This window comes from Paenibacillus sp. 01T443 (assembly GCF_056398325.1).
In genome coordinates this window covers 289,867-315,568 of the sequence record NZ_JBFTPE010000008.1, presented here as the reverse complement: position 1 = coordinate 315,568, position 25,702 = coordinate 289,867, and the positions used below count along the sequence as shown (strand labels likewise).

Sequence of the window (25,702 nt, the reverse complement as noted above, 5' to 3'; positions counted from 1 at the left end):
ATGGATAACCGGCTTTTTTTAATGAAATAAATCTAAGGTGCAAGTCCTTTTATGATAAAAGTGATGGTTGCTTCCCTTTCGGTATCGTCATTCCATACATTGCCGGGAACATTCCCGGACAAGGAGCGGCAGAGCACGTAACCGATCAACGCAGATGCCGTTAAACGGACAACCGTAATCGGCGACCAATCGATAATGGAGCCTTGCTGCTGAAATTTCTGAATACTAATACTGAACTTTTCCAGCACCTTTGACAAAATTTGTTTCTGAAATTGCTCTTGAATTTCGGGATGAAAAGGGATTTCTTGAATAAATATTTTGAAAACCTGCATATTTTTTTCGAGAAAAGCAATTCGATTTTCAATGATGGCGCGCAGCAGCTGGTCTAAGCTGTCGAAGCTGCCATCGAGCACTTTATAAAAGTCGCGCAGGACAAATGGGGCTACAAGCTTTGCCATCACAGGCGCAACGATTGAGATCAGCAAATCCTTTTTTGTTTTGTAATGACGAAAAATCGTTCCTTCGGCTACGCCAGCCCGCTGTGCAATTTCACTCGTTGATGAAGCAGCGAATCCTTTTTGCGCAAAAACCTCAGAGGCAGCCTGCACGATTTTTGATTGCTTTTCGGTCATTTTCACTTCGTCATCATCTAACTTCAACAGCTCATGCAGCCATTGATCCACTGGTTCTTGCATCTAAGACACTCCTTCTCATTACCCAATCCATTCATTATATCAGAAGCGCTTCACTGCTACATGCGGCGATGCTTCTTCAGCGCCAGCACATTTAAGAGAGCGAACAAGAGGGAGAAGCCTACAAGCACGTATACATCCAACTGAAAATCTCCCCAGTCCTCGCCGCGAATCATAATGCCTTGCATCGCATCAGCACCATAATAGAGCGGCATAATCAAGCTTAGCTTTTGCAGCAAAGGGTTCATGGCATCGAGATTAAACAGGCCGGAGAAAAAAGCCTGCGGCACGATTACGATCGGAATGAATTGAATGATTTGAAATTCACTGCTGGCAAAGGAGGATAGCAGTGTTCCAAGAGTTAATGCCGTTAAGGAAAGCAGTAAATTAATAATCAGCATATATCCAATGTTTCCGGCCATATACAGCCCTAATATGTCGACCGAATACCAGGCGATCAAAGAAGCTTGCAGCAGGGTGAAAATACCGAATCCGGCTAAATATCCAACCACGATCTCGCTTCGGCGGATCGGCGTGGCCAGCAGGCGCTCCAAGGTTCCGCTTGTTCTTTCCCTAAGGAAGGAAACGCCAGCAAGCAGAAAGACGAAGAAAAAAGAGAAAAAACCAATGAGTACGGGTCCAAAAGAATCGAAAGCAGCCATATCCGGCCCGCCGTGCAAATAAGTAATAGCAGGGGCCGCGCTTCCTTCGCTTGTTTGCAATGCATTTTGCATTAGCAATAATACTGCCCGGTTGATTGAGGGGTTGCTTCCTTCAAGCGTTAGCTCGGGAGCACCGCCGTCTAATTGCAGGATGCCGTCCAGGTCGCCCGCTTGAATCGCGGATTGAGCAGCAGAGTTCGTGTCATAGCTGATAATATCGGCACCTAGCTGCTCGAATTTCTCGTTTAGGGCAGCGGGGAGTTTAACGGTTCCAATCACGGGAGCTATGGCTTGCCCGTCAAATACGAGCTTCATTAAGCTCAGGATAAGAAGGGGGGCAAGAAACAATAAGGCAAGCGTCCGTTTATCACGCAAAAATTGCTTGATGATCCGGATGGCCAGTGCGCGTATTCTCATCGCTGGTCACCTTCGTTCTCGCCAAGCGCAATGAACGCTTCTTCTAACGTGCTGCAGCCAGCCTGCTCCTTGAGAGCCTGCGGCGTATCGACTGCTATGAGCTTTCCGCTCCGGATCAGACCTAAGCGATCGCATTTCTCTGCTTCATCCATGACATGAGTCGTCAAAATAATAGTCACGCCCTGTGTGGTAAGCTCGGAGAGCTCCTTCCAAATGGACTTGCGCAAGACCGGATCAATGCCCACCGTCGGCTCGTCTAGCACGAGCAGCTTAGGCTCATGCAGGAGGGCGATGGCAAGCGATAGCCTTCTTTTCATTCCTCCGGAATAAGCGGCGGTCTGTTTGTTTAGATGATCGGTCAATGCAACAAGCTTGGAAACGGCCTGAATCCGGGCCTGAAGCGCTTCTCCCTTTAGACCAAACATGGCGCCAAAAAAAGCTAAATTTTGTTTCCCAGTCAATTCATTGTAAAGTGCATCGGATTGCGCCATGTAACCGAAGGCTTGCAGCATTTTCAACTGCGGCATCTTCTCGCCGAGCATTCGAACCGAACCGTCATCCGCCCGGTCAATTCCTGTAATTAGCTTTATTAGCGTTGTTTTGCCTGAACCGGAAGGGCCTAACAAGCCAAACAGCTCGCCCTGCGGGATGGATAGCGTAATACCCTCAAGTACGGTACGGCCGCTAAACCTGCGGGTGATGCCTTGCAGTTCTACTGCGATGCTTGATTTTGTATGTGCAGCGGGGCTGAATAGAGTCATATCGCACACTCCTGTTCTTCATAATGAGTAAGTACTCACTACATTATAGAGGGAATCTCGATGATTTAGAAGTGAGTACTTACTCATTTTTCGGATTGCATCGGTCTTCAGTCGTAGTCGATTTCCGACTAAGGGCGAGAACCAATTCCATTCTCTGGACGTTTTTTCTCATCCGTACTTCCTACTATGATTAGAAAAGACAAAACACTAGAAAACCGTAGAGGGAAAAGGAGTCGGAAACAAATGAGTAAATTGACAGAATGGTCGTTCCGGAATAAGGCGGCCATCATCCTGATCGTCATCATGGCTTTAGCGATGGGGGTGATCAGCTACTTTAGATTGCCGATGGAGTTTTTGCCGGCAGCTGATAACCCGCAGGTCATGATTACGGCTATTGGACCAGGCAATGACGCCAAGTCAATGGAACAGACCGTTACAAATCCGCTGGAAGAGGCGGTAACCTTCGTTAAAGGGAAAACAGATATGTTCTCGACCTCTGGCGACGGTTATGCTCAAATCAATTTGAATTTTGATTCGAAGACAAACATGAAGGAAGCTAAGGCTGAGATTGAGCGGATCGTCGATCAGGTACAGCTTCCTGAGAATGTAATGAAGCCATTCGTTGTTCAATTTAATACGTCCATGATTCCAATTGCATGGGTGACATTAACCTTTGAAGACGGAATGAGTGAGCAGGAAAAGGAAGCGAAGCTTAAAGAGGTTACGACGGAGCTTCAGAAATCCGAGGGCGCAGGCGAAGTTAGCATAAGCGGGAAATCAACGCCGGCAGTCCATATCATACCGAATACGGATAAGCTCGCAGCTGCAGGCATACCAATGCAAGCGCTAATGGGCGTGCTGCAGGGCCGGGGTGCATCCGTTTCGATTGGCGAACGCACGCTGGACGGAGCGGCTGGCAATATCAACGTATATGACCAGGTGACGGATCTGGAAACGCTCCGCAAGCTTCCTGTCGCTGCCGGTGTGCAGCTTGGCGATGTCGCTAGTGTCGAATTTGCAAAGGATCAAGAGAGCATCAGCCGTATGAACGGTAAGGATGCCATTATGTACACCGTCTCTAAATCTGCTGATGCGAACGCCGTTACTGTTGGTAAAGGCATTGAAGAGACAGTTGAACGTTTAAATGCAGACCTAAAAGGAATCGATGCCTCGATTATTCTAAGCACTTCCGATTCGGTCGTATCATCCGTAAACAGCATGATGCGTGAGGTGCTGCTCGGAGCATTGTTCGCTACGATCGTAATCTTATTGTTCATGCGTAATTTCAAAGCTACGATCGTAACGATTGTATCGATTCCGCTGTCGCTTGGCATTACGTTGTATTTGCTTCAGCTATCAGGCGTATCGCTTAACATTATCACGCTGGGTGGCGTTGCGGTAGCCGTTGGGCGACTCGTTGATGACAGTATAGTCGTTATCGAGAATATATACAGAAGGCTCCAAAAAGAGTCTTTCTCGGTTAAGCTGATAACGGACGCGACGAAAGAAGTTTCCTCCGCGATAACATCATCTACGCTTGTGACGGTTGCGGTATTTTTACCGATGGGCCTTCTGCGCGGATCATTGCAGGCATTCCTGCTGCCATTCGCACTGACCGTTGCCTATTCGCTGCTTGCTTCCTTACTTGTTGCCTTGACGGTAGTGCCGCTCTTAAGCGCCGTGCTGCTGCGGGGAACGAAGGAGAAGGAGCATGCCGGTTCGCCTAAATTCGCAGCATTTATCAGATGGAACCTTGCTCACAAAATCATACCGCTCCTTATAGCGGTGCTGCTATTCGCAGGCTCAATCAGCGCATATGTGTTCATGCCAAAGGGAGCGCTCGACTCTTCCAGCGCTGAGAACATTAATGTAACCTTGCAATATCCGAGTGAAACGCCGGCGGAACGTGTACTGGAAGAAGGAAAGAAATTCGAATCCTACCTGACTGCCGATCAGGATATTGAATGGGTCATGATGATGCTCGGCAATAGCGCTGATGCAGCGAAATACGGATCGGTATCATCGCCTACCCTGATTACGTATATGATCGATTTGAAGGATAACGTTGACGCAGAGCTGTTTATGGAGAATGTGAAAGCGCAGAAGGATAATTATAAAGACGCTGTTTTGACCGCAAATGCATCTGATTTAATGATGGGCGGGGGATCCTCGCAAATCTATATCGATGTGACAGGCGACAATATTGAGCAGCTTACTCAAACAGCAGATCATTTGATTGCCGCGGTTAAACCGATTGACGGCGTGCAGAAGGTAGAAAGCAACCAAGAAGAGAAAAAATCGGTCTATTCCTTTAAAGTCGATCCTACCCTGGCTAAAGGMCAAGAGGTCGCTATGCAGCTGCAAAGCATGCTCAATCCGCTGCCAATCGGTACGATCCAAATAGAGGAGAGCGATACGCCGGTTATTTTGCAGCCAGTCGTGAATCCAGCGTCAACAACCGAGCTAGAACAACTGACGGTCATGACAGAGGCTGGCGCAACGCCAATATCGAAAGTTGCAGAACTGGTTCGCTCTGATGAGCCTTCCTTGTATTACCATAAAGAAGGAAAGACTTACATTCGCGTAACGGCTATCGCGGAGCCTAAAGAGCTGTCGGTCGTTGGGAAAGAAATCAATAAAGCGGCAGATGCGCTTAAGCTGCCTGATGGAGTATCCCTTTCAGTGGGCGGAGCATCTGCTGATCAATCAAGCGATTTTGCGGATTTGGGCTTAACAGCGCTTATTTCCATCGGTATCGTATACCTCATCATGGTATTGACGTTTAAGACGCTGCGAGCGCCGCTCGCGATTATGATTTCCTTGCCGCTAGCTGCCATCGGTGCGGTTACAGGCTTGCTTGTATCGGGCGTTACGCCAGACTTCACGGCGATGTTCGGAGCGCTGATGCTGATCGGAATCGTGGTTACGAATGCGATTGTCTTAATAGACCGAGTGAAGCAAAATGAGCAAACGATGTCGATTCGCGAATCGCTGATCGAAGCGGCAACGACGCGTATGCGTCCGATCGTGATGACGGCAGTAGCCACAGTATCGGCGATGCTGCCGCTCGTATTCGGTTCACATGAATCGGGAAGCATCGTTTCGCAAAGCCTTGCGATCGTCGTCATCGGCGGCTTGATCGCGGCAACGCTGCTTACGCTGATTATTGTTCCTTGCGTGTATGAGCTGTTGTTCTTCCGCATTTCACGCAAACAAAGACGCGCAAACGCAGCATCCGCACAAGCGGAAGCAGCAGCTGCTCAGCAGCTTTAACTAAAAAAAGAGCTGTCCCAGAAGGCGTTATGCCTTGCTGGAACAGCTCTTTTTTATTTTACGATTATAAGTTCGACATGTGGTAAAGCGGCATGAGCGTTTCATACGTAGAAGAAGCAAGAGCAAGCAGCGCTTCGCCGTCGCGCAGGATGGGATCATTTACCTGCACATGCCGTCCGATAAGGAGCTCAGCCTTCTGTACGTCCCGGAAACGAACGAGCGCCTCTTTCCAGTCCTTCTTCGTCATCGTGCTGACCGCAGTCGATTCTTTTTTCATATGATCAAGAGAAAGCACGTAATCCTTAGGTACATTCGCGATGACATCGTCGATTTGTTTTAAGAAAGCAGTTGCGATATTGGCTTTGTTCGGAACCTCGTAAATAAGCGCCAGCCATAGAAACAAATGGTCATCAAATAAGCCAAGCTGAAAGTGCGGGTGTGCTTTGTAGCCGCGTTTGTTGCTGCAAATCGCCAGCCAGGTATCCTTTGGGGGATTAACCTTGCGGCGGGCGTGCCTAGCTACATGCAGGTACATCTCGTTACCGGCATGCACAGCCGCATCAACGCTAAGCTGCTCCCCGAGTGCCCGAAACTTTGGTTGAATCTGATTTTGAATGGCCGCCATTCGCTCTTCAAGACCCTCGATTCCAAAAACATCGAAATCGGCCTGCGTAAATCCAGCTAGCTTTGCTGAGGTAGTCTGTGTTGTCATGGTTTAATCTCCTTTAATTTAAAAATCATTGATGCGCTAATTTCAAATAAAAGATTGCGATTTGGGTACGGTCGCGAAGCTCAAGTTTATTTAATATTTCAGTAATATAATTTTTGATCGTGCCCTCGCTTAAAAATAAGGTTGCCGCAATTTCCTTGTTGGATTGCCCATCGGCAATTAATTTTACGATTTGAACCTCGGTTTGCGTAAGGCCTGCAATGGTTGCTGCTTTGCCTGATTCGGCACGCGGCCTTTCAAGCATCCCTGCAAGCTTGCGGGCAATGTCCGGATGAATGAGGACTGAGCCTTCATGGACGGTCTTAATGCCGCTGATAATGCGGCTAGGCGGTACATTTTTGAGCAAATAGCCGTTTGCTCCGTTACGAATCGCTTGTGCGATGTATTCATCGTCATCAAAGGTCGTTAAGATGAGGACAGCAGGGGGAGAGTCAAGCGCGCGGAGCAGCTTGGTTCCCTCTACGCCGTCACAAATGGGCATCCGAATATCCATGAGCACGACATCGACTTTATTATGACAAGCAAAAGCTGCGGCTTCTTGCCCGTTGCCGCAAACCCCTGCGACATGCAAATCATTATCCAGCTCCAAAATTACCTTCATGCTCTCTCGGATAAATGGATCATCATCCACGACCAGCACCTGGATCATAAGCACATAACCCCATTTCTGAACACTATGAATTCCGTTATCCGCCAAGCAGCGGAAGCGTAGTCGTGATAGAGAACCGATCAGACTTTTTCCATTCCACTCGGCCGCCGATCAATGCCATCCTCTCTCTCATGCCTCGCATCCCAAGCCCGGCCTCTATCGGCTCTTCCGGCAGGCTGCCGTTATTCGCTATCGTAAGGGCAACGCTAGAAGAAAGGAAGTTAAGATCTACCGTAACAGACGTCACTTTTCCGTGACGAACGGCATTCGTGATAGCTTCTTGGGCATTTTTGAACAGGATGAGCTCCATGCTCGGATAAAGCGGTCTAGGGTTGCCGGTTACTTGGAAGCTGACCGTTATCCCAAGGCCAGCTGCCGACTCTTCCACGAGCCGATCGAGCGCATACCGTCTGACATCCTTTTCACCGTCCGCTGCCAATCTCCTAACGGTACGGCGCATCAGCTCCATGCTGTCCTGCAGTTGGTCGCGTATTTGCTCGACTGTGTTGCGTGCCCTGACGGTGTCCGCATCAAATAAATGCAGTGCGGCTTCCGACATCATTTTGACGCGAATCAGCCGGTGCCCCAGATCATCGTGGATATCTTTGGCGATCCGGTTGCGCTCTTCAATCTGTGCTTGATACTCAACCTGCAGGGCATATTCCTGCATTCGGATTCTCGCGGCATCGAGCTCGGCATGACTGGCGGCTAGCGCTTCGTACAAGTCTTCTATGTGATGATGCTTTTCCTCGTATTCATTTGTAGCGTAGAGTATGGCTGCTGTCATGACCCACAGTACAGCCGCAGTCAGGAGCAGATGATGATCATTGTTTTGCAATCCAGCGATTAATGCCATTAACCCTATAGCAGACCATAGGACACTTCGCGTTCGGTCAGGTCTGCCGCGGAAAGAGGCAATAAGAGTGGAGAAAAGCAAGAGAAACAGGAATCCCCCATAGGTATAGGAAAACCAGGTGAAGCTGATAAGCTCGGCAACCAGCAATAGATTGCGATATTTAGGAAATAACGAGCTAGTCTTTATCAGCAGAAGCGCAAGCAGGGCAGTAGCCGTATAGAGAGCATAGAAGCTAGGGCTGACGTTCACGATACTAATAACGGAAGGTACCGCTACCAGTAAGGCTCGAATCCGATACAGCAGTATATTCATATCGAAATAGCTCCCGCAGCTGAATTTGCTTCATTATAGCATAATCTCTGATTGACGAACGACTAGGAAGGAAGGTTTTCATATAACCTTCACGCTTTCAGCCCGGTCATTTAAAGAGATGACTTTTGTCACCTCCAGAAGGTGACTAATTTGACCTGTTTCCAAGATTGCCCTGGTTTACAATAGGTTTATCAGAAACAAACCAGGAGGATGAGGATGGATGAGTCTAGTTGCATTTCGCGAGGTTGTTAAGAAATATGATACAACGTTAACCGTTAACCACCTTACTTTTAATATCGGCGAAGGAGAAATTTTTGGTTTGCTGGGTCCAAACGGCGCAGGAAAAAGCACAACCATTCATATGCTGTCGGGGTTGCTGAATCCAAGCGGCGGCGACATTTTGGTTGACGGCTTCTCCATACGGAAGCAGCCGCTCGAGGTAAAGAAAAGGATTGGGCTGGTGCCGCAGGAGCTCGCGATCTACGAAACGTTAACTGCAAGGGAAAACGTAACTTTTTTTGCGAAGCTGTATGGCCTTCGAGGCTCGATGCTTCGCGATCGAGTAGATGAAGCGCTGCAATTTGTCGGGCTGCTGGATAAGGCTAAGGATAAGCCATCGACGTTTTCCGGCGGCATGAAGAGACGGCTCAATATCGCATGCGCCATCATGCACCGGCCAAAGCTGATTATTATGGATGAGCCGACTGTGGGTATTGACCCGCAATCCAGAAATCACATTTTAGAATCGGTAAGAGCTTTAAATAAACTTGGATCAACCGTGATTTATACAAGCCACTACATGGAAGAGGTGGAGGCGATATGTACCAGAATCGGTATCCTCGATCAAGGCAAGCTTATTGCATGCGGCACGAAGGATGAATTAAAACGCCAGGTTGGGCAAGATGAGAAGCTTATTTTTGAAATTGACGGGCTGCCGAGACCAGCACGGGATGAGATGTCAGGGCATCCGGGCGTGCAGCATCTGGATGAGCGGGATAATGGTATGACGCTTGAGGTGTCGGTAAAGGAATCGCCGTCCATCCTCCAAGATTTATTGTTTATCATCCAGAAGCACAGCATTAATCTTCGCAAGCTGACACGGGTGGAGCCGAATCTCAAATCGCTCTTTCTGCAAATGACCGGACGCAATTTGCGTGACGAATAGGGGGAGTTTACGATGAGAGTTTGGTGGACGACTGCTTATTATGAATTGATTAAATACAGCAGGATGCGTTCCGTTCTAATTATATTAATCGGATTGCCATTGCTATTGATTTTGCTGCTCGGCAGCGCGTTCGATACCGAGATTAAGCCTGCCAAGGTTGCTTATTTCAACGAGGACCAAGGAGAGTTGAAGGCAAGCATTGATTCATTTTGGAACGATGAAGCCAATCGGCCCTATGTTAAGGTTCTTCAAGCGGAATCGGAAGCCGAAGTAAAGGACTGGGTGCGAGAAGGCCTGGCGGATTACGGCGTATATATTCCTGACTATTTCTCCAAGCAAGTGCTGGCGGGAGACGCTTCTAAATGGTTCACCTACAGCGGGCGTTACGAAGAGAAAAATATTGCAGCGGATGCGTTTGTCGATCGTTATATGTCTAGCATGAATATAGAAATTGCAGCCATGAAGACGCTTGACGAGGCGGCGGCTGCTAGAGCAGGCGTGCAGAGCGGCCAATCAGCTGCCGCATCGGAATCACCGATAGACATCCATAATCTTGGAATGGGTGACAGCCAATTTTTTGGCGAGACTTCTGCCATCCAATATTATTCGGCAGCGTACCTCATTATGTTTCTGCTTTATGGGGGCATGACGGCAGCCATTGCATTGCTGACCCAGAAAGAGAACGGTACGCTTCACCGCATGTACGCCATCCCGCATTCATTCCGGGTGATCGTGTTTGGCATCATCGTTGGCGCTGTTATGCTTGCTGCGCTGCAAGCGGTTGTCATTGTAGTGTTTACAACCTATGTTTACGGCGTTGATTGGGGCGGGCAATTTGGTGCCATTTCGTTAATTTGTTTGCTAACGACAGCGGCTGGCGCAGGTCTAGCCATTACGATCGCTTCAATAGCCCGTACAAGAAAAACTACGCAAACCTTGTTTACTATCGTCGTATTCAGCATGACATTTCTCAGCGGAGGCATGATGACCGGTGTGGAGAAATTGGTCGGCGGGGCTAATCAATTAACGATTAATCATTGGGCTAACATCAGTCTTCGTGCCATTATGAGCGGAACCAACGACTCGGACGTTTGGCACGGAATCGGTATTCTCACACTGTTCGCACTCGCGCTTACAATAATTGCAGTCATTAGACTGCCTAAGGTGGTGAAACAGCATGCCTAGCTTGCATATAGCAGCGCAGCTCATACGCAGAACGATGGGGTCACGTCGCGGACTGATCATGAACGTCCTGATTCCGGCTATTATTTTATCGATTATGGTTGGATTGTTTGCAAGCTTAGAAGGTAACAAAGCCGTGATTGCCGTAAACAATACGGATACGGGATTATTAGGCGCCTATTTAGCGTCCACGATAGAAAAAGAATCCCTTTATGAGATTCAAAGTGTATCGAATTCCGAGCAGGAGCTTAAAAATCTTGTCATCGACGGGAAAGCAGACGCAGCAATCTATATTCCACCCGATTTTACGGCGAAAATGCTAGAGGGCATTCACGCTAAGGCGTCACTCTACCAAATGAATAAGCAGCTGTGGAATGCTTCACTTGCAGCAATGCTGGCAACAGAATCAGATCGGCTTTTCGCATCTGTAAGTCTTGTAAGCAGCGCAGGTAGCGAAGCGGGTGCTGATTTAGCAAAGCTGGAAGCGCTGCTTGAAGCACAAGCAGCGCCAACGATTGTTGCGGAAAATGCTGAAATGAAGCTTGGCCATATCGTTTCCAACCCGATGATGATCGGCCTTATCTTGATGTTTCTTATGCTTCTTGTAAGCCAATCCATCGGTTTTGTAATGGAGGATCGGGAGCAGCGAACGATGGCCAGAATGTTTACCGCTCCGCTTCGATCAATGGATATTGCGTTTGGAAATTTTATGGGCAGCATGCTGGTAGGCACCATACAGCTTGTGATTGTATTAAGTTTAATGTATTTCGTCTTCGGTTATTCGCCCGGCATACCGTTTGGAGCCATGCTGCTCGTGCTGGAATTTTTCCTGCTCGCAGCAGTGGGAGTCGCTTCTGCAATAGCCGGTTTAGTACGAAACAGCACGCAGCTTTCCCAAATCAACAACTTGGTGATTACGCCTTCCTGCATGATCAGCGGCTGTTTTTTTCCGCTTTCGATTCTGCCCGATTTCATGCAAAAGCTCGCCAATTTCACTCCTCAAAAATGGGCGATTATGGCGATTGACCGTTTGGGCGGCGGAGGCAGCTTTAGCGATATCAGCTTGCAGCTATGTATCCTGCTCTTGTTCGCTGCCGTATTGCTTGCCTTTGGTTCAGTTGTGCTTAGACCGAATCGAACCAGTTAATAACCGTTCGTATTCTTTTATGAAAATAGACTTGACTTCGAATGCGTTTTAATGTAAATTTGTCAAAACTTAATGACATCTTATCAGCGTAGATCAAGGCTATGTTAATCAGCCAACGTTTATTTCAGAGAGGAAGCCCACTGGCTGCAAGGCTTCTATGAACGATTGATTAAACCCTACCTTGTGAGCTGCAGCAGTAAATTATTAGCCGTGCTGCTGCCGGGAAATATTTCCGTTATCGATTGAGAGCTGCTCTATGTTTGCTGCGGCTATATTAGGGTGGTACCACGAACGCATTCGTCCCTTACGAATGCGTTCTTTTTGTTTTCGAAAAAATGGGAATTTAAAATGGGAGGGTTATCAAAAATGAGACAGAGCCAATTATTAATGCCTACCCTGCGTGAAGCGCCGTCCGATGCGGAAGCAATCAGCCATCAATTGATGCTGCGCGCAGGATTAATCAGACAGCTTGCGGCTGGTATTTATACTTATTTGCCGTTAGGCCGCCGTGTATTAAGAAAGCTTGAGCAAATTGTCCGGGAGGAAATGGATCTCGCCGGAGCGCAAGAGATTCTTATGCCCGCGATGCAGCCGGCTGAGCTATGGCAGCAATCCGGCCGTTATGAGATTTACGGGCCTGAGCTCATGCGACTGCGAGACCGCCATGAGCGGGAATTTACATTAGGACCGACTCACGAGGAAGTTATTACGGCATTGGTCCGCAGCGAGGTGAGCTCCTACCGGCAGCTTCCGATGACGCTGTACCAAATTCAAACGAAATTCCGCGATGAGAAGCGGCCGCGGTTCGGCCTATTGCGCGGCAGAGAGTTTCTGATGAAGGACGCCTACTCCTTTGACGCGGATTGGGAAGGGCTTCATCGAAGCTATACGAGCATGTATGAAGCTTATCACCGTATTTTCACGCGCTGCGGGTTATATTTCCGTTCCGTTGAAGCCGATGCCGGTTCAATCGGAGGCGAAGGCGGAACGCATGAATTTATGGCACTCGCGGATATCGGTGAAGACACGATTGCGGTATGCAGTGCTTGCAGTTACGCGGCTAACCTAGAGAAAGCGGAGTATGGAACAAAAAAGCAGCCTGTTCGCGAGCAAGCAAATGGGGAGAAAAAGCACAGCGCTCAGCTTGAGCGGCATCATACTCCTGATATCAAGAAGATCGATCAGCTAACCGATGCATTTGGGCTCGGAGCGGATTCATTCATCAAAACTATGATTTACTTAGCCGATGGCAAGCCTATAGCCGTCATCATTCGTGGAGATCATGAGGTTAATGAAATAAAAGTGAAGAACATGCTGTCTGCCTCGCATCTTGAACTGGCGGATCAGGCAACAACGGAGCTAGTGACTGGCGCTCCTACCGGCTTCGCGGGACCGATCGGACTTCAGATTCCAATGCTCGCTGACTTTGCGGTTCTTGCAATGGACAGTGGTATTGCAGGAGCTAACGAAAAGGATTTCCACCTTGGCAATGTGAAACCGGATGTTCATTTGGCAGAGGCATTAGCCGGTGATTACCGTAACGCTGAAGCGGGAGACTGCTGCCCGCGCTGCGAGGAGGGGAGCTTGACATTGTACCGGGGGATTGAGGTCGGACATGTGTTTAAGCTTGGTACCAAATACAGTGAATCATTGCAAGCCAAATATTTGAATGCCTCGGGATCAACGCAGCCATTTATTATGGGCTGTTACGGCATTGGCGTATCCAGGCTGTTGTCTGCCGTATTAGAGCAGCATAGTGATGGCAACGGAATCGTATGGCCAAGGTCAATCGCGCCGTACCAGGTACATGTCGTGCCCGTTTCGGTGAAAGATCCGGTGCAGATGGATTTGGCAATGCATATTACGGCGAGGCTTAACGAAGGTGGAGTGGATACGCTGCTGGATGATCGTGACGAGAGACCTGGCGTTAAATTCAAGGATTCCGATTTAATCGGAATACCGCTTCGTATCGTTGTAGGCAAACATGCTGCCGAAGGAGTCGTAGAATTAAAGGTAAGAAAGGCCGGCGAAATTCAAAAGTGTGGTTTGGAAGAAGCTATTTCTTTCGCACTCGGATCAGAATATTAAAAGTATTTCTGATTTTCCGCGTTTGCCTATGGAATAATGCCGTAAAAAGGGAACGAGCTGTCTTCATTTGGAGGCGGCCGCGCCCTTTTTTTATGAAAGTCGGCTTTCAGCGTAAAATTAGTCAATAATCCAAGTTGCCAGAACATAGGATGGAGTATAAGATAAAAGTAAGAACAAATTATCAGAACATTTCGTCAACTAAACTGAGGTAAGGGAGGGATTGCCGTGAACAAAAGCCATGAAGTCGAATATTGCAATTTGGAGCTGCGATTTGACCGCCGGCAAATCCAAAATCTCATCCGCGATCTTATTCAGGAGGGTTATTCCTTGTATTGGAGTGAGACGGAGGGACAGTTCCTTGTATCGATCCGTACTGGCCGCAAGCTCGTTAAGCTTCAATTCCAGCGCATGAAGAACCGTTACAAAATTGTCGGAGATTACATCATTAAAGACGAGAAGTTGTCAGAGTTGATTGAAAAGCTGATTAATGACACACGTGGACATGCGGTTGTAAAGCGCATTAAAGATCGTCAAATCGTCATTGAGAGTATTATGTTCGGTGAGATTATACGACTCGTGGAGGTGTCCGGTATGGAACATCGGATTATTTATCAGAAGAAGCCTTTCGTTACAATAGAAGAAATGATCAGAGCTTTTCAATCCAAGCGCGCAGAAGAAAGAGCCATCGTGTTGCGCTATGAGCTTGATTACGAGTTGTCGATGCTGTTTGACGCGCTGCAGGGCACGGATGAGGAAGCGGTTTCTGAGTCAAAAGAGCGATTGATGGCACTTCGCTCGGAAATGTTGCAACTGGAACTCTGATGATAGTTGGCGATCCCGAAATGAAAACTTAAAAACGATCAATTGCTGCGGTTTCAAACAGCCATTGATCGTTTTTTGGTTTTTTTAGGATGTTCACGAGCAGGAAACGATTTGTATATTCTCATAAAAAATATGAGGTATTTAGGCATATATAAGATAAACTTTTTAAATCGGTCAATAAATCTGATGCCGATATTCCGACATTTTTACGGTTAGGCAGTTTTCTTCTTGGAATAAAAAGAGTAAAATAAAACTATTGTGACCCAAAATAGATGATGAAGGATGGAAGAACCAGATGTCAAAACAGCAAATTGGTGTAATTGGATTGGCCGTAATGGGTAAGAACCTTGCCCTTAACATTGAGAGCAGAGGCTTCACGGTATCGGTGTTCAACCGCTCCCGCGAGAAGACAGATGATCTCGTTCAAGAAGCAGCAGGGAAAAATCTTGTCCCTACTTATACAATTGAAGAGTTTGTTCAATCGTTGGAAGTTCCTCGCAAAATTTTGATCATGGTACAAGCTGGAGCAGGTACGGATGCAACAATCGATTCCCTCGTTCCGCATTTGGCTGAGGGCGATATTATCATCGATGGCGGTAACGCTTATTTCCCTGATACCGTTCGCCGCAGCAAAGATCTTGAAGCTAAGGGCTTCCGTTTCATCGGTACTGGCGTTTCCGGCGGCGAAGAGGGCGCTTTGAAAGGACCTTCCATCATGCCTGGCGGCCAAAAATCCGCTTATGAGCTTGTTGAACCGATCCTTACTGCGATTTCCGCTAAAGTCGGAGATGACGCTTGCTGCACATATATCGGACCAGACGGTGCAGGCCACTACGTGAAGATGGTACATAACGGAATCGAGTACGGCGACATGCAGCTGATTTGCGAAGCTTATGACCTGCTCAAAAACGTTCTTGACGTTAGTGCGGAAGAGCTTCACGAGATTTTCTCCGAGTGGAACAAAGGGGAACTAGATAGCTACCTGATCGAGATCACAAGAGATATCTTCTCGAAATATGATCCTGAGACTGGCAAGCCAATGGTAGACGTAATCTTGGATTCCGCTGGTCAAAAGGGTACTGGAAAATGGACTAGCCAAAGCTCGCTTGATCTTGGCGTACCTCTTTCCATCATTACGGAATCCGTATTCACTCGCTTCTTGTCCGCTATGAAGGAAGAACGCGTTGCGGCAAGCAAAGTGCTTAACGGCCCTGCAAAAACACCTTTCACTGGCGACAGAGCAGCATTTATCGAGTCCGTACGCAAAGCTTTGTTTGCAAGCAAAATCTGCTCGTACGCTCAAGGCTTCGCTCAAATGCGTGCAGCTTCTGAAGAATATAACTGGGATCTTAACTACGGCGAAATCGCTATGATTTTCCGCGGCGGCTGCATTATCCGTGCACGCTTCCTGCAAAACATCAAAGACGCTTACGACCGTGATCCGAATCTGCGCAACTTGTTGCTCGATTCTTATTTCCAAAACATCGTTGAAACTTACCAAGGCGCATGGCGTGAAGTTATTGGAGCTGCAGTAACAAACGGCGTACCGGTACCGGCATTCTCAAGCGCTATCGCTTATTTCGATAGCTACCGCACGGAGCGTTTGCCTGCAAACTTGCTTCAAGCGCAACGTGATTACTTCGGTGCTCATACGTTCAAGCGTTTGGACAAAGAAGGCAGCTTCCACTTCAACTGGATGCAATCTTAATTTCAAAAGCCATTATTGATTCGTCTCGCGGGGATTGTCCGTAATTAATCCGAAGGTTGCCAGGCGCAGCCAATTCCGCAGACGATCAGCCTCTTGGTCGGAGTAATGTCTTCGATGAATGAGTGACATGGCCGCTTCGGCAAAGAACAGAAAGTTTTGCATTAAGCGTGGCTGCGAAAGATCCATTAAGGCTGGATCTTCGTCAGCCACCTTTTTTTTAATAAACTCAAGCACCCAAATGACATCCTCGCGGCAAAGGGGATGAGCAGGATCGAGAATGCGATTGATTCGCATTTGAGTGGGGTGGGGACTTTGCAAATGAAGATCTCTGGTCATCGCTAACGTCACTCCTATCCTTGTTTAAACATCATTATCATCCATACGACATATACAACTTTTTTATACCCTTGAATAATAAAAAAATGATATGATGTTGTAGAAAAAATGGATAAGGAAGAATGAAAAGGGTGAAACGGTAACGATGGAAAGGCAACCATGTAATAAATTAGTGTTGATTGGGTTTATGGGAACCGGCAAATCAACCGTCAGCAGGCTGCTCGCAGAGGAGCTGGGCTGGAAACGAGTCGACGGTGACGAGGAAATCGAAAGGCTTGAAAATAAGCTGATTTCTAATATTTTCGCAACCGAAGGGGAAGCAAGCTTTCGGGAAATTGAAACCAAAGTGCTGGATATGATTTTGGCAAGTGAAGATTCCTGTGTAGTTGCTACGGGGGGAGGCGCTGTGCTAAGCAGCACAAACCGTGAGCTGATGCTAAGCAAGGGTTATGTCGTCGCGCTAAAAGCAAGTCCCGAGCAAATAATGGCAAGAGTAAAGACGGATAACGCCCGTCCCCTGCTGCAGGGCGACGCGGAAGAGCGAGTGAACATGCTGCTCGAGCAGCGTAAGCATGCTTACGATTTTGCGCATCTTACGATTGATACGACGAGTATGTCTGCCGAAGAGGTCGTTGCAACGATTTTGGAACAATGGACCAAGAAGCAATAACGTAATTGAACATCATTTCAATAGGCCAGGCTGCCGATTGGGGTGTATATATTATTGTAAAGGGAGATCATACGAACTATGGACGTTTTAGTAACACCAACGCCAAGACTTGAAGGTGAACTTCAAGCGCTTTCTTCAAAAAACTACACGACCCGCTACCTGCTGGTAGCAGCACTTGCAGAAGGTACGAGCACGATTTATTATCCTGCTCACAGCGAAGATAGCGACGCTATGCGCCGTTGCATCCGAGATTTGGGTGCTACGGTGGAAGAAGATGAGGAGAAAATCATCATCACAGGCTTTGGCCGTCATCCGAAACCGGTTGAACAGCTTGATGTAGGGAATGCCGGCGCTGTATTGCGTTTTTTGATGGCTATAGCAGTGCTATGTCCAGACGTTACCTTCATTAACCGTTATCCGGATTCGCTCGGCAAACGGCCGCATAGCGATTTGATCGAATCGTTAACTGCAATGGGCGTCTCCATTGAGCATAATGATGGGAAGCTTCCTATCCGTATTCAAGGCGGTGCTCCAAAAGGCGGGAAAATTCAAGTATCTGGCAACATCAGCTCGCAGTTTCTGAGCGCGCTATTGTTTCTGACGCCTCTATTAGAGGAAGATAGCGAAATCGAAGTGCTGCATGATTTAAAATCAAAGGTTGTCGTTGGTCAAACACTTGAGGTGCTGGAACAAGCAGGTATTATCATCCATGCCGACGAGGATTATATGCGTTTCCGCATTCCAGGCGGCCAAAGCTATGAAGCAAAAACGTATTCCGTACAAGGTGACTACCCAGGCTCCGCGGCAATTCTTGCGGCAGCGGCGGTGACAGAGTCGGATGTGATCGTGCATCGTCTGGAAGAGAAAAGCAAGCAAGGTGAACGTGCGGTAGTTGATGTACTGAAGATGATGGAGGTTCCTCTCACGCATGAGAACGGGATCGTTCATGTAAAAGGCAACGGGAAACTGAAAGCTGTTGAGTTTGATGGTGATCACGCAACTGACGCGGTTCTGGCCATGGTTGCTGCGGCTGTTTTTGCCGAGGGGACTTCACGCTTCTATAACGTAGAAAATTTGCGCTATAAAGAGTGCGACCGCATTACCGATTATTTGAACGAGCTGCGAAAAGCAKGAGCAAATGTTGAAGAACGCCAGGCGGAAATCATTGTGCACGGCCGGCCGGAGGGCGTGGAAGGCGGCGTCGAGATTAATGCCCATTTTGACCATCGCGTTATTATGGCATTAACGGTTGTTGGTTTACGTGCGAAGCAGCCGATCCGCATACGTGATGCCCATCATGTTGCGAAGTCGTATCCGATTTATTTCGATCATTTGAAAGCACTGGGTGCAAACGTAGAATGGATTGACGGTTAAACGGACGAAGACGCTTAAGCTCTGTTCATATCATGAAGAATTGAGGTGTTATGATGGTTTTTGAGAATCCTACGCGCGAGCAAATTAAGGGTATTCTAGAGAAAAGCATGACGGTCGCCGTTGTTGGTTTATCCGACAAGCCGGATCGCGTGTCTTATATGGTATCCGAAGCCATGCAGGCGAAGGGCTATACGATTATTCCTGTCAATCCTAACGCCGATACGATATTGGGACAAAAAAGCTACGCTTCGCTTAAAGATATTCCTGTACCTGTAGATATTGTCAATGTTTTCCGCAGAAGCGAGCATACCCCTCCGGTAGCGGAGGAGGCGGTTGCGATTGGCGCCAAAACCTTGTGGCTGCAGCTCGGTATCTCGAACGAGGAAGCGGCCGCTATTGCAGCTGCTGGCGGTCTTGAGGTCATTATGGACCGTTGTATCAAGGTTGAAGATTCCATCCTACTTCCTGGTGGAAAATCCAAAACATAACTGTTATAAAAAAGAGGGCTCTCCTACACAATAAGAAGGCTTCATAAGCGAGTGCCTCACTTGCCTTTCGCATGATCAACGAAAGCGGGGCAAACGGCATTTGCTTGAAGACTTTATGATTGTAATCCAAGGAGGACACGACGTGAATCAATTTTCGCAACAACCGGGTAATTACCAAGGCCAACAGAGCTTCCTAAACCAAAGCACGCATTTTGAGCCAACCGGCAACGTGCAATCTCACTATCAAGGACAGCTCAGCCAACCGACTTTTGGCAGACAAACGAATTCCATCGTTTCGAATGTGCCAGGCGGTTATCAAGCGTCTAACTCGTATAACCAAGGCGTACAGCATTACGCACCGATGGGCTATACGAATATGACTCAACCGGTAGGAACGAATAATTCATTCATCTCGCATCAACCCGTACAAAGCTACGCTCAATCGCCAGCATCGGCATTTGGCAACGTGGGTCCAGTTATCGCACATGTAGGGTATCAAGCTGGTCCAGAAAACCAGCAATCATACCAGCAATCTTTTAACCAAAATTCTGGTATGAATTACGGAGCACACAATTCGCATTTCTCAAACGCAAGTTATGGCGGCTATCCGCAGTCGAATGCACATAGCGGATACGGTATGACAACTGCACATTCGAACACATCGCTACACCCTGTATATGAAGCTACTAATGCCTATCAACAATCGGGTCCAGTTATTTCACATGTAGGTTGGCAGTCGACGAGTGCTGCGAATTCCCCTTATTCAGGCGGTATGCGATAACAACGTTTTAGAATAATTAGAAAAGAATCATCAACATCGGCGGGCCTTTATTGGCTCGCCGTTTTACTTTGACAAAAACGCAGCAAACGCTTAACATCGATATAGACATATTGGGATAAATGCTTATGAGGTCAGTTTTGCTTCGCAAAACAGCGTATGCTTTCGAAGTTAGTTTTGCTTCGCAAAACAGCATATGCTTTCGAAGTTAGTTTTGCTTCGCAAAACTTTTAGGGGGTGCAAGATGATTTTCATTGGAAGCCTGCAGCAGCTCGGTAGAGCATTTATGCTACCGATGATTGTACTGCCTGGCGCAGCTATATTTTTAAGCTTAAGCAAGCTGCCGTGGGCGTACATTGGTCTGCCAGGTATGGAAGGCTATTTAATAGCGGCCAGCGAAACGATTTTTACGTTTTTACCATATATCTTTGCGCTTGGCATTTCGCTTGGATTAACGGGAAATGCGCTCGCAGCCGGCATGGCTGCTCTTGTAGGGATGATTATCTACAGCGGCATCACGGGCACCGCCGCGGTTCCAATTGAACCGACCGTGCTTATAGGCACCTTGATCGGGATTATTGCTGGTGTTAGCCATGAGCGCTTCAAAAGTCTTCGTTTGCCGGAATACATACAATTTTTTGGCGGACCGCGGTTTGTTCCGTTGTTCGTAAGCGTCGTATGCTTGTTGTTCTCCATAGCCATGATCAATGTCGCGCCCTACTTGCAAAAAATGCTCGTAGAGCTTGGAGAAATCGTAGCATCCGGCGGCGGCTTCGGCGTGTTCTTATATGGTTTTGTTCATCGTATTTTGGTTGTATTCGGTTTACATCATCTCGTTAGCCACGTGTTCTGGTTTCAAATTGGCGGCTATGAAACCGCATCTGGCGCAATGGTATATGGAGATCTTCCGCGATTCTTTGCCGGAGATCCTACAGCAGGCGTGTTTATGGCAGGCTTATATCCGACGATGATGTTCGCTTTGCCAGCCATTGCACTTGCCATCATTCATGAGGCGCGTGAGGACTTAAAACCTAAAATACGGAAAACATTTCTATACGCTGCGTTAGCATCATTCCTAACGGGTGTAACCGAGCCGGTAGAATTCGCTTTTTTATTTGTGGCGCCGTATTTATATGTCGTTCACGCCATATTATCAGGTATTATCATGTGGGTTACCTATGAGCTGGGTATCAGACACGGATTCTCCTTCTCGGCCGGCGCTATCGATTTTGTTATCAATGAGCATCTGGCGACACGGGGCTGGCTTATTATACCGATTGGAATCGTTGTTGGATTTATTTATTACTTCTTGTTCCGCTGGGCCATCGGGAGATTTCGAATTCCGACGCCTGGTCGCGAGGAAGGCTCACAGCTTGATGAATGGGCAGGCGATATTCCTTATCGCGCACCGCTTATTTTGCAGGCGATCGGTGGAAAACAAAACATTGTTAAAATGGAATCCTGTATTACAAGACTGCGGCTTAAAGTATCCAATGACAAGCTGCTTGATATAAATGCACTTCGCAATTTAGGCGCGGCAGGCGTTATAAAGCTTGGCGGCGGACAGGTTCAAGTCGTATTTGGAACATACTCTGAGCTAATTCGTGAAGAAATGATTAAGACGATTCATCGCGATCAAGCGCAGGTTCTGTTTCATTCGCCGATGCAAGGCCGTATGATTCCGCTTGACGAGGTACCTGATCCGATATTCGCAGGAAAGCTTGTTGGACAAGGTGTTGCCTTCATTCCCGAGAAAGGGGAGCTCGTTTCACCGGTGAAAGGTAAAGTCATTCATATTTATCCAACGATGCATGCTATTGGCCTACTTACGCCAGAAGGGCTGGAAGTGCTTTTGCATATTGGCATTGACACCTCGCGGTTGGCAGGCAAAGCATATTTTAATGCGCTTGTTAAAGAAGGCGATGAAGTTACACCTGGCATGATGCTTATCAAGTTTGATTTGCAGCGGGTACGTAAGGAAAGCAAGTCGCTTGCTACCCCAATGGTTATAACAAATTCTGATCTTGTTCATTCTTGGCGGTTTGCACCGTTCAAAGCGGTGAAAAAGGGGCAGTCCTCGGTGTTGTCTGTTGTACTGAAAGAGAGAAACGGTGGAGGGGAAACACAATGATTCAAGGAATAGGGGCGTCAGCAGGCATAGCGATTGGGAGATCGTTTGTGCTACCGAACTGGGAATGGGAGCTGCCGGAGCAAAAAATCGACGTAGCGGATTTTGCCCGAGAGTTCGAACGTGTATACGAAGGAATTCGTACCTCCAAGTCGGAAATCGAACAGATTAAGGATGAGCTGCGAGATGTTGTCGGCTCAGAGGAAACGCACATATTCGATGCTCATATAGCCATTTTGGACGATCCTGTCTTTATGAATGAAATTCAAGGCATTATCCAACGCCAGTACAAAGCAGCTGAGGTAGCTGTGAAGGAAGCCATTGATCATTTTGTTACGATGTTTGATTTGCTGGATGACGAGTACATGAAGGAGCGCGCGCTGGACATTAAGGATGTCGGAAACCGGCTGTTAAAGCATTTGCTTGGCGCACCGGAGATAACATTGCCTTCGGATACCCAGCCCTTTATATTGATTGCGAAGGAGCTTTCGCCTTCTCAGCTCGCTCACATTAACCCGCAGCATGTACTAGGCATTGTCACGCTCGCAGGAAGCACGACGTCCCATTCAGCCATTATGGCAAGGGCGCTTGGTGTACCGCTCGTCGTAGGCGTAGAGACAAAGCTGTTGGAGCCTATTCAAACCGGCCAGACAATTATTATCGATGGCAATGACGGCAGCGTATTTATCGATCCCGTGCAGGAAGTCATTGATGCCTACACGGAGCTGCATGATCACCAAGCAGAAGCAAAAAAACGGCTGCACGGCATCGCTGGTCATCGGCCAGTTACGCCAGACGGAAAAAGACTTGAGCTTGCGGCCAATATCAGCTCCTTTAAGGAATTGGAAATCGCATTATCGTCCGGCGCGCATGGCGTGGGCCTGTTCCGGACTGAATTTTTGTATATGGACCGCAATCGGTTTCCGAAAGAAGAGGAGCAATTCGAGGTTTATCGCAGCGTGGCAGAAAGACTTGCAGGCGAGCCGCTCGTAATTCGTACGCTTGATGTAGGCGGGGACAAACAGCTTGATTATTTTGAATTGCCTGAAGAAGACAATCCTTTTCTTGGATATAGAGCCATCCGGATATCGCTAGACCGTAAAGATTTATTTAAGACACAGCTTCGTGCCATCCTTCGTGCGAGCCATTACGGAAAAGTAAAGCTCATGTATCCGCTTATTTCTTCGGTAGATGAGGTGCGTGCGGCAAATGCCGTGTTAAACGAGGCCAAGTTGGAGCTTGAGGAAGCGGGAATCTCTTACGATAAAGGGATGAAGATCGGTATTATGATCGAAGTGCCCGCAGCCGTAATGATTGCTGATTTGCTTGCGGAAGAGGTCGATTTCTTCAGTATTGGTACAAATGATTTGGTTCAATTCACGCTTGCGGTTGATCGGATGAACGAAGAAATATCACATTTGTATGAGCCGTACCATCCCGCTCTGATCCGAATGCTGCGCATGACGGTTGAAGCTGCCAAGCGAGCCGGAATTTCAGTTGGTGTGTGCGGAGAGCTTGCTGGAGATTTGAGGGCGCTGCCGATTTGGCTTAGTCTGGACGTTGACGAACTAAGCATGTCCTCGCACTCTATTTTGCAGGTCAAGCAAAGACTTCTGAGTACTTCACAGGAAGAGAGCAGAGAGGTTTTCCAACAATTGCACAGCTGTCGTACGAGTAGTGAAATTTTAGAGCTGTTAACGGCATTTATGGAGCGCGTAGACAAAAAAACAGCGAATGGTTAGCCCATTCGCTGTACTAGTGCATCTACAAAAGCTTTCGCATAAGGAGGAAGATCTGGCGGACGACGTGCGGAGATAAGATTTCCGTCAACAACGACAGCTTCATCAAACCAAGTTGCGCCAGCATTTTCCATGTCATCACGTATGCCTGGAGTCGATGTGACTTTGCGTCCCTCTAAAATTTTTGCAGAGATGAGGACCCAGCCAGCATGACAAATTTGGCCGATTGGTTTGTCAGCCGCATTCAGCTCTTGCACAAGCTCGAGTACCTTTGGATAACGGCGCAATTTATCAGGAGCCCAGCCGCCTGGAACCAATAGGCCGATAATATCATTGCTGTTCACTTCATCAAATGACAGATCAGCGACTGCAGGGACGCCGTATTTGCCAATATGGGTTTTGCCTTTTTCAGGGCCGGCATACAGAACGGTAGCGCCAGCTTCGCGTGCACGATATACGGGATACCATAGTTCCAAATCTTCGAATTCGTCGTCTAGTAAGCAGATGACGGTTTTGTTTTGTAAAGACATATTTTCCCCTCCATCTATTAAAGATCTCTATTATTGTAACGAAGGAGCAACAATGAAGCAAACTGAACCGAAAGCTCAATCATTAATACCTATGCGTTTGCTGCGATTTATACCGGCTRCCGCATGGATGGCTGTTATATTTGGATTATCTTCAAGAACGAGCGAGGAGATAGATACCTTTCTTCCGTTCTTTCAGAAGTTTTTTCCTTTTATGGAAGGTTTCAATTGGGGGCATTTTGTTTCTTATTTCATCCTTGCACTCACACTTGATTATGGAATCGGAAAAAAAGGCGATCGTTTTTGGATGAAGGTAATCATCGTGCTGCTTTGCGGATTATACGGCATAACGGACGAATATCATCAATCCTTTGTTGGAGGCAGGATGCCTGATCCATTGGATATCCGAAATGATCTCATTGGAGCAGCGATTTGGACGACTTTGGCAGCCATACCTTGGGTGCGTGCAAAATGGAGAAAAATAGCGCCGTAGTGAACGGAGTAAGATGTTTTTTTGATACGTTTAGTAGTAAAAATTACAAGACTGTGTAAGCAGGAATTTACGCGAAAATGGTCGAATCATTTATAGATTAGAACTCTGAAAGCTATGCTGACAAAGGTAGCTGCTACTAAGAAGGAGTGGACCACTTTGCATAAGATGTGTCATTGTGGCGACATCATGAAGATGAAACTGCGCACAGTTATTTATTCGGGGAAAGTAGAAATCGATAATGTTCCTATATTCTCTTGCACGACCTGTAACCGAAGTGAGGTATTTCCGGAGGTAAAGCCGGATTTAACTGGATTAATCGCTCAACTAGGTGCTCAACCAAATAAACAAACGTTTCTGTTCAATGAATGCAATGAATGGGCTAATTTATTGGTCGAAGCGAAAGCGGAGAAGCTGCAAACGGATCAATCCGCCTTTGAGAGATTGATTGAGCAGAGAATTAACAAATTGCTCGATTTGTATTTACTTGCTCAAACGCTTAATGATGAAGCATGGATTGCGGATTTAAAGAAGAGACTTGAGCAAATTAGCCGTCGGACACTGCTTACATAAGTGCTCGGATTTACATTTTTACATACCATGCAACAGAGCTGATCATGCGTCAACATTGCGAAAAGTAATATTTTGTCGTATGATTACGTTAATATGCGTCGTACGTAATTTTAAATCTGAGCTAATGGAGAGAAC

At 47.4% G+C, this 25,702-nt stretch carries 23 protein-coding genes; 15 read left to right on the top strand and 8 right to left on the bottom strand.

What is annotated here, in order from left to right; genetic code table 11:
- Positions 1-32: 32 nt before the first annotated feature.
- Genes AC1DLI_RS15290 through AC1DLI_RS15280 form a run of 3 tightly spaced genes read right to left on the bottom strand, consistent with a single transcriptional unit; the run spans position 33 to position 2,532 of the window.
- Positions 33-695 (bottom strand): TetR/AcrR family transcriptional regulator, encoded by a 663-nt coding sequence (locus tag AC1DLI_RS15290; protein ID WP_477603938.1) that lies wholly within the window; start codon positions 693-695, stop codon positions 33-35.
- A 56-nt stretch (positions 696-751) separates the two neighbouring features.
- Positions 752-1,771 carry an ABC transporter permease gene (locus AC1DLI_RS15285; RefSeq protein WP_477603936.1) on the bottom strand — a complete coding sequence of 340 codons (1,020 nt, stop codon included), beginning with the start codon at positions 1,769-1,771 and terminating at the stop codon, positions 752-754.
- Positions 1,768-2,532 (bottom strand): ABC transporter ATP-binding protein, encoded by a 765-nt coding sequence (locus tag AC1DLI_RS15280; RefSeq protein WP_477603934.1) that lies wholly within the window; start codon positions 2,530-2,532, stop codon positions 1,768-1,770. The genes AC1DLI_RS15285 and AC1DLI_RS15280 overlap by 4 nt, the downstream gene beginning before the upstream one ends.
- A gap of 243 nt (positions 2,533-2,775) precedes the next feature.
- Between AC1DLI_RS15280 and AC1DLI_RS15275 the strand changes: the two genes are divergently transcribed.
- Complete coding sequence (locus AC1DLI_RS15275; RefSeq protein WP_477603932.1) at positions 2,776-5,805, top strand: efflux RND transporter permease subunit; 3,030 nt, start codon at positions 2,776-2,778, stop codon at positions 5,803-5,805.
- A 64-nt stretch (positions 5,806-5,869) separates the two neighbouring features.
- Here the strand turns inward: AC1DLI_RS15275 and AC1DLI_RS15270 are convergent, their stop codons facing one another.
- Genes AC1DLI_RS15270 through AC1DLI_RS15260 form a run of 3 tightly spaced genes read right to left on the bottom strand, consistent with a single transcriptional unit; the run spans position 5,870 to position 8,352 of the window.
- On the bottom strand, positions 5,870-6,517 hold the full coding sequence (locus AC1DLI_RS15270; protein ID WP_477603930.1) for a DUF1054 domain-containing protein: 648 nt from the start codon (positions 6,515-6,517) through the stop codon (positions 5,870-5,872).
- A gap of 25 nt (positions 6,518-6,542) precedes the next feature.
- Positions 6,543-7,184 (bottom strand): response regulator, encoded by a 642-nt coding sequence (locus AC1DLI_RS15265; RefSeq protein WP_477603928.1) that lies wholly within the window; start codon positions 7,182-7,184, stop codon positions 6,543-6,545.
- Between the two features lie 37 nt (positions 7,185-7,221).
- Positions 7,222-8,352: a sensor histidine kinase gene (locus AC1DLI_RS15260; RefSeq protein ID WP_477603926.1), complete on the bottom strand. Its 1,131-nt coding sequence runs from the start codon at positions 8,350-8,352 to the stop codon at positions 7,222-7,224.
- A gap of 220 nt (positions 8,353-8,572) precedes the next feature.
- Here AC1DLI_RS15260 and AC1DLI_RS15255 point away from each other — a divergent pair, with 220 nt between their 5' ends.
- From AC1DLI_RS15255 to gndA, 6 genes are all read left to right on the top strand, one after another.
- Entirely contained in the window at positions 8,573-9,517 is a 945-nt protein-coding gene (locus AC1DLI_RS15255; protein WP_477603924.1) for an ABC transporter ATP-binding protein, read from the top strand.
- Positions 9,518-9,529: 12 nt separating this feature from the next.
- The gene (locus tag AC1DLI_RS15250) at positions 9,530-10,702 is read left to right on the top strand and encodes an ABC transporter permease (protein ID WP_477603922.1); all 1,173 of its coding nucleotides are present in this window, start codon (positions 9,530-9,532) and stop codon (positions 10,700-10,702) included.
- A complete protein-coding gene (locus tag AC1DLI_RS15245; RefSeq protein ID WP_477603920.1) occupies positions 10,695-11,846 on the top strand; it encodes an ABC transporter permease in 1,152 nt (383 codons plus the stop codon). Before AC1DLI_RS15250 ends, AC1DLI_RS15245 begins: the two co-directional genes overlap by 8 nt.
- Before the next feature lie 366 nt (positions 11,847-12,212).
- Positions 12,213-13,934: a proline--tRNA ligase gene (locus AC1DLI_RS15240; protein ID WP_477603918.1), complete on the top strand. Its 1,722-nt coding sequence runs from the start codon at positions 12,213-12,215 to the stop codon at positions 13,932-13,934.
- A gap of 225 nt (positions 13,935-14,159) precedes the next feature.
- A complete protein-coding gene (locus AC1DLI_RS15235) occupies positions 14,160-14,756 on the top strand; it encodes a hypothetical protein (RefSeq protein ID WP_308994679.1) in 597 nt (198 codons plus the stop codon).
- 295 nt (positions 14,757-15,051) lie between these two features.
- Entirely contained in the window at positions 15,052-16,464 is a 1,413-nt protein-coding gene (gene gndA / locus AC1DLI_RS15230) for an NADP-dependent phosphogluconate dehydrogenase (protein ID WP_477603916.1), read from the top strand.
- Between the two features lie 12 nt (positions 16,465-16,476).
- Here the strand turns inward: gndA and AC1DLI_RS15225 are convergent, their stop codons facing one another.
- Positions 16,477-16,800, bottom strand: coding sequence for a hypothetical protein (locus AC1DLI_RS15225; RefSeq protein ID WP_477603914.1), 324 nt, complete (start codon positions 16,798-16,800; stop codon positions 16,477-16,479).
- 145 nt (positions 16,801-16,945) lie between these two features.
- On the opposite strand from AC1DLI_RS15225, the gene AC1DLI_RS15220 reads away from it, so the two are divergent.
- The 6 genes from AC1DLI_RS15220 to ptsP all read left to right on the top strand — a co-directional run bounded on the left by AC1DLI_RS15220 (position 16,946) and on the right by ptsP (position 23,980).
- A complete protein-coding gene (locus AC1DLI_RS15220) occupies positions 16,946-17,470 on the top strand; it encodes a shikimate kinase (RefSeq protein WP_477603912.1) in 525 nt (174 codons plus the stop codon).
- Between the two features lie 78 nt (positions 17,471-17,548).
- Positions 17,549-18,844 (top strand): 3-phosphoshikimate 1-carboxyvinyltransferase, encoded by a 1,296-nt coding sequence (gene aroA / locus AC1DLI_RS15215; RefSeq protein WP_477603910.1) that lies wholly within the window; start codon positions 17,549-17,551, stop codon positions 18,842-18,844.
- Positions 18,845-18,897: 53 nt separating this feature from the next.
- The gene (locus AC1DLI_RS15210; RefSeq protein ID WP_308994736.1) at positions 18,898-19,332 is read left to right on the top strand and encodes a CoA-binding protein; all 435 of its coding nucleotides are present in this window, start codon (positions 18,898-18,900) and stop codon (positions 19,330-19,332) included.
- Positions 19,333-19,474: 142 nt separating this feature from the next.
- Positions 19,475-20,113, top strand: coding sequence for a hypothetical protein (locus tag AC1DLI_RS15205; RefSeq protein WP_477603907.1), 639 nt, complete (start codon positions 19,475-19,477; stop codon positions 20,111-20,113).
- Positions 20,114-20,354: 241 nt separating this feature from the next.
- Complete coding sequence (locus tag AC1DLI_RS15200; protein WP_477603905.1) at positions 20,355-22,241, top strand: glucose PTS transporter subunit IIA; 1,887 nt, start codon at positions 20,355-20,357, stop codon at positions 22,239-22,241.
- Positions 22,238-23,980, top strand: coding sequence for a phosphoenolpyruvate--protein phosphotransferase (ptsP, locus tag AC1DLI_RS15195; protein WP_477603903.1), 1,743 nt, complete (start codon positions 22,238-22,240; stop codon positions 23,978-23,980). The genes AC1DLI_RS15200 and ptsP overlap by 4 nt, the downstream gene beginning before the upstream one ends.
- Here ptsP and AC1DLI_RS15190 read toward each other — a convergent pair.
- The gene (locus AC1DLI_RS15190; RefSeq protein ID WP_308994671.1) at positions 23,977-24,507 is read right to left on the bottom strand and encodes a type 1 glutamine amidotransferase domain-containing protein; all 531 of its coding nucleotides are present in this window, start codon (positions 24,505-24,507) and stop codon (positions 23,977-23,979) included. The two genes, ptsP and AC1DLI_RS15190, sit on opposite strands and share 4 nt — an antisense overlap.
- A gap of 52 nt (positions 24,508-24,559) precedes the next feature.
- On the opposite strand from AC1DLI_RS15190, the gene AC1DLI_RS15185 reads away from it, so the two are divergent.
- Positions 24,560-24,997, top strand: coding sequence for a VanZ family protein (locus tag AC1DLI_RS15185; RefSeq protein WP_477603901.1), 438 nt, complete (start codon positions 24,560-24,562; stop codon positions 24,995-24,997).
- A 186-nt stretch (positions 24,998-25,183) separates the two neighbouring features.
- A complete protein-coding gene (locus AC1DLI_RS15180) occupies positions 25,184-25,567 on the top strand; it encodes a hypothetical protein (protein WP_308994669.1) in 384 nt (127 codons plus the stop codon).
- Positions 25,568-25,702 lie beyond the last annotated feature (135 nt).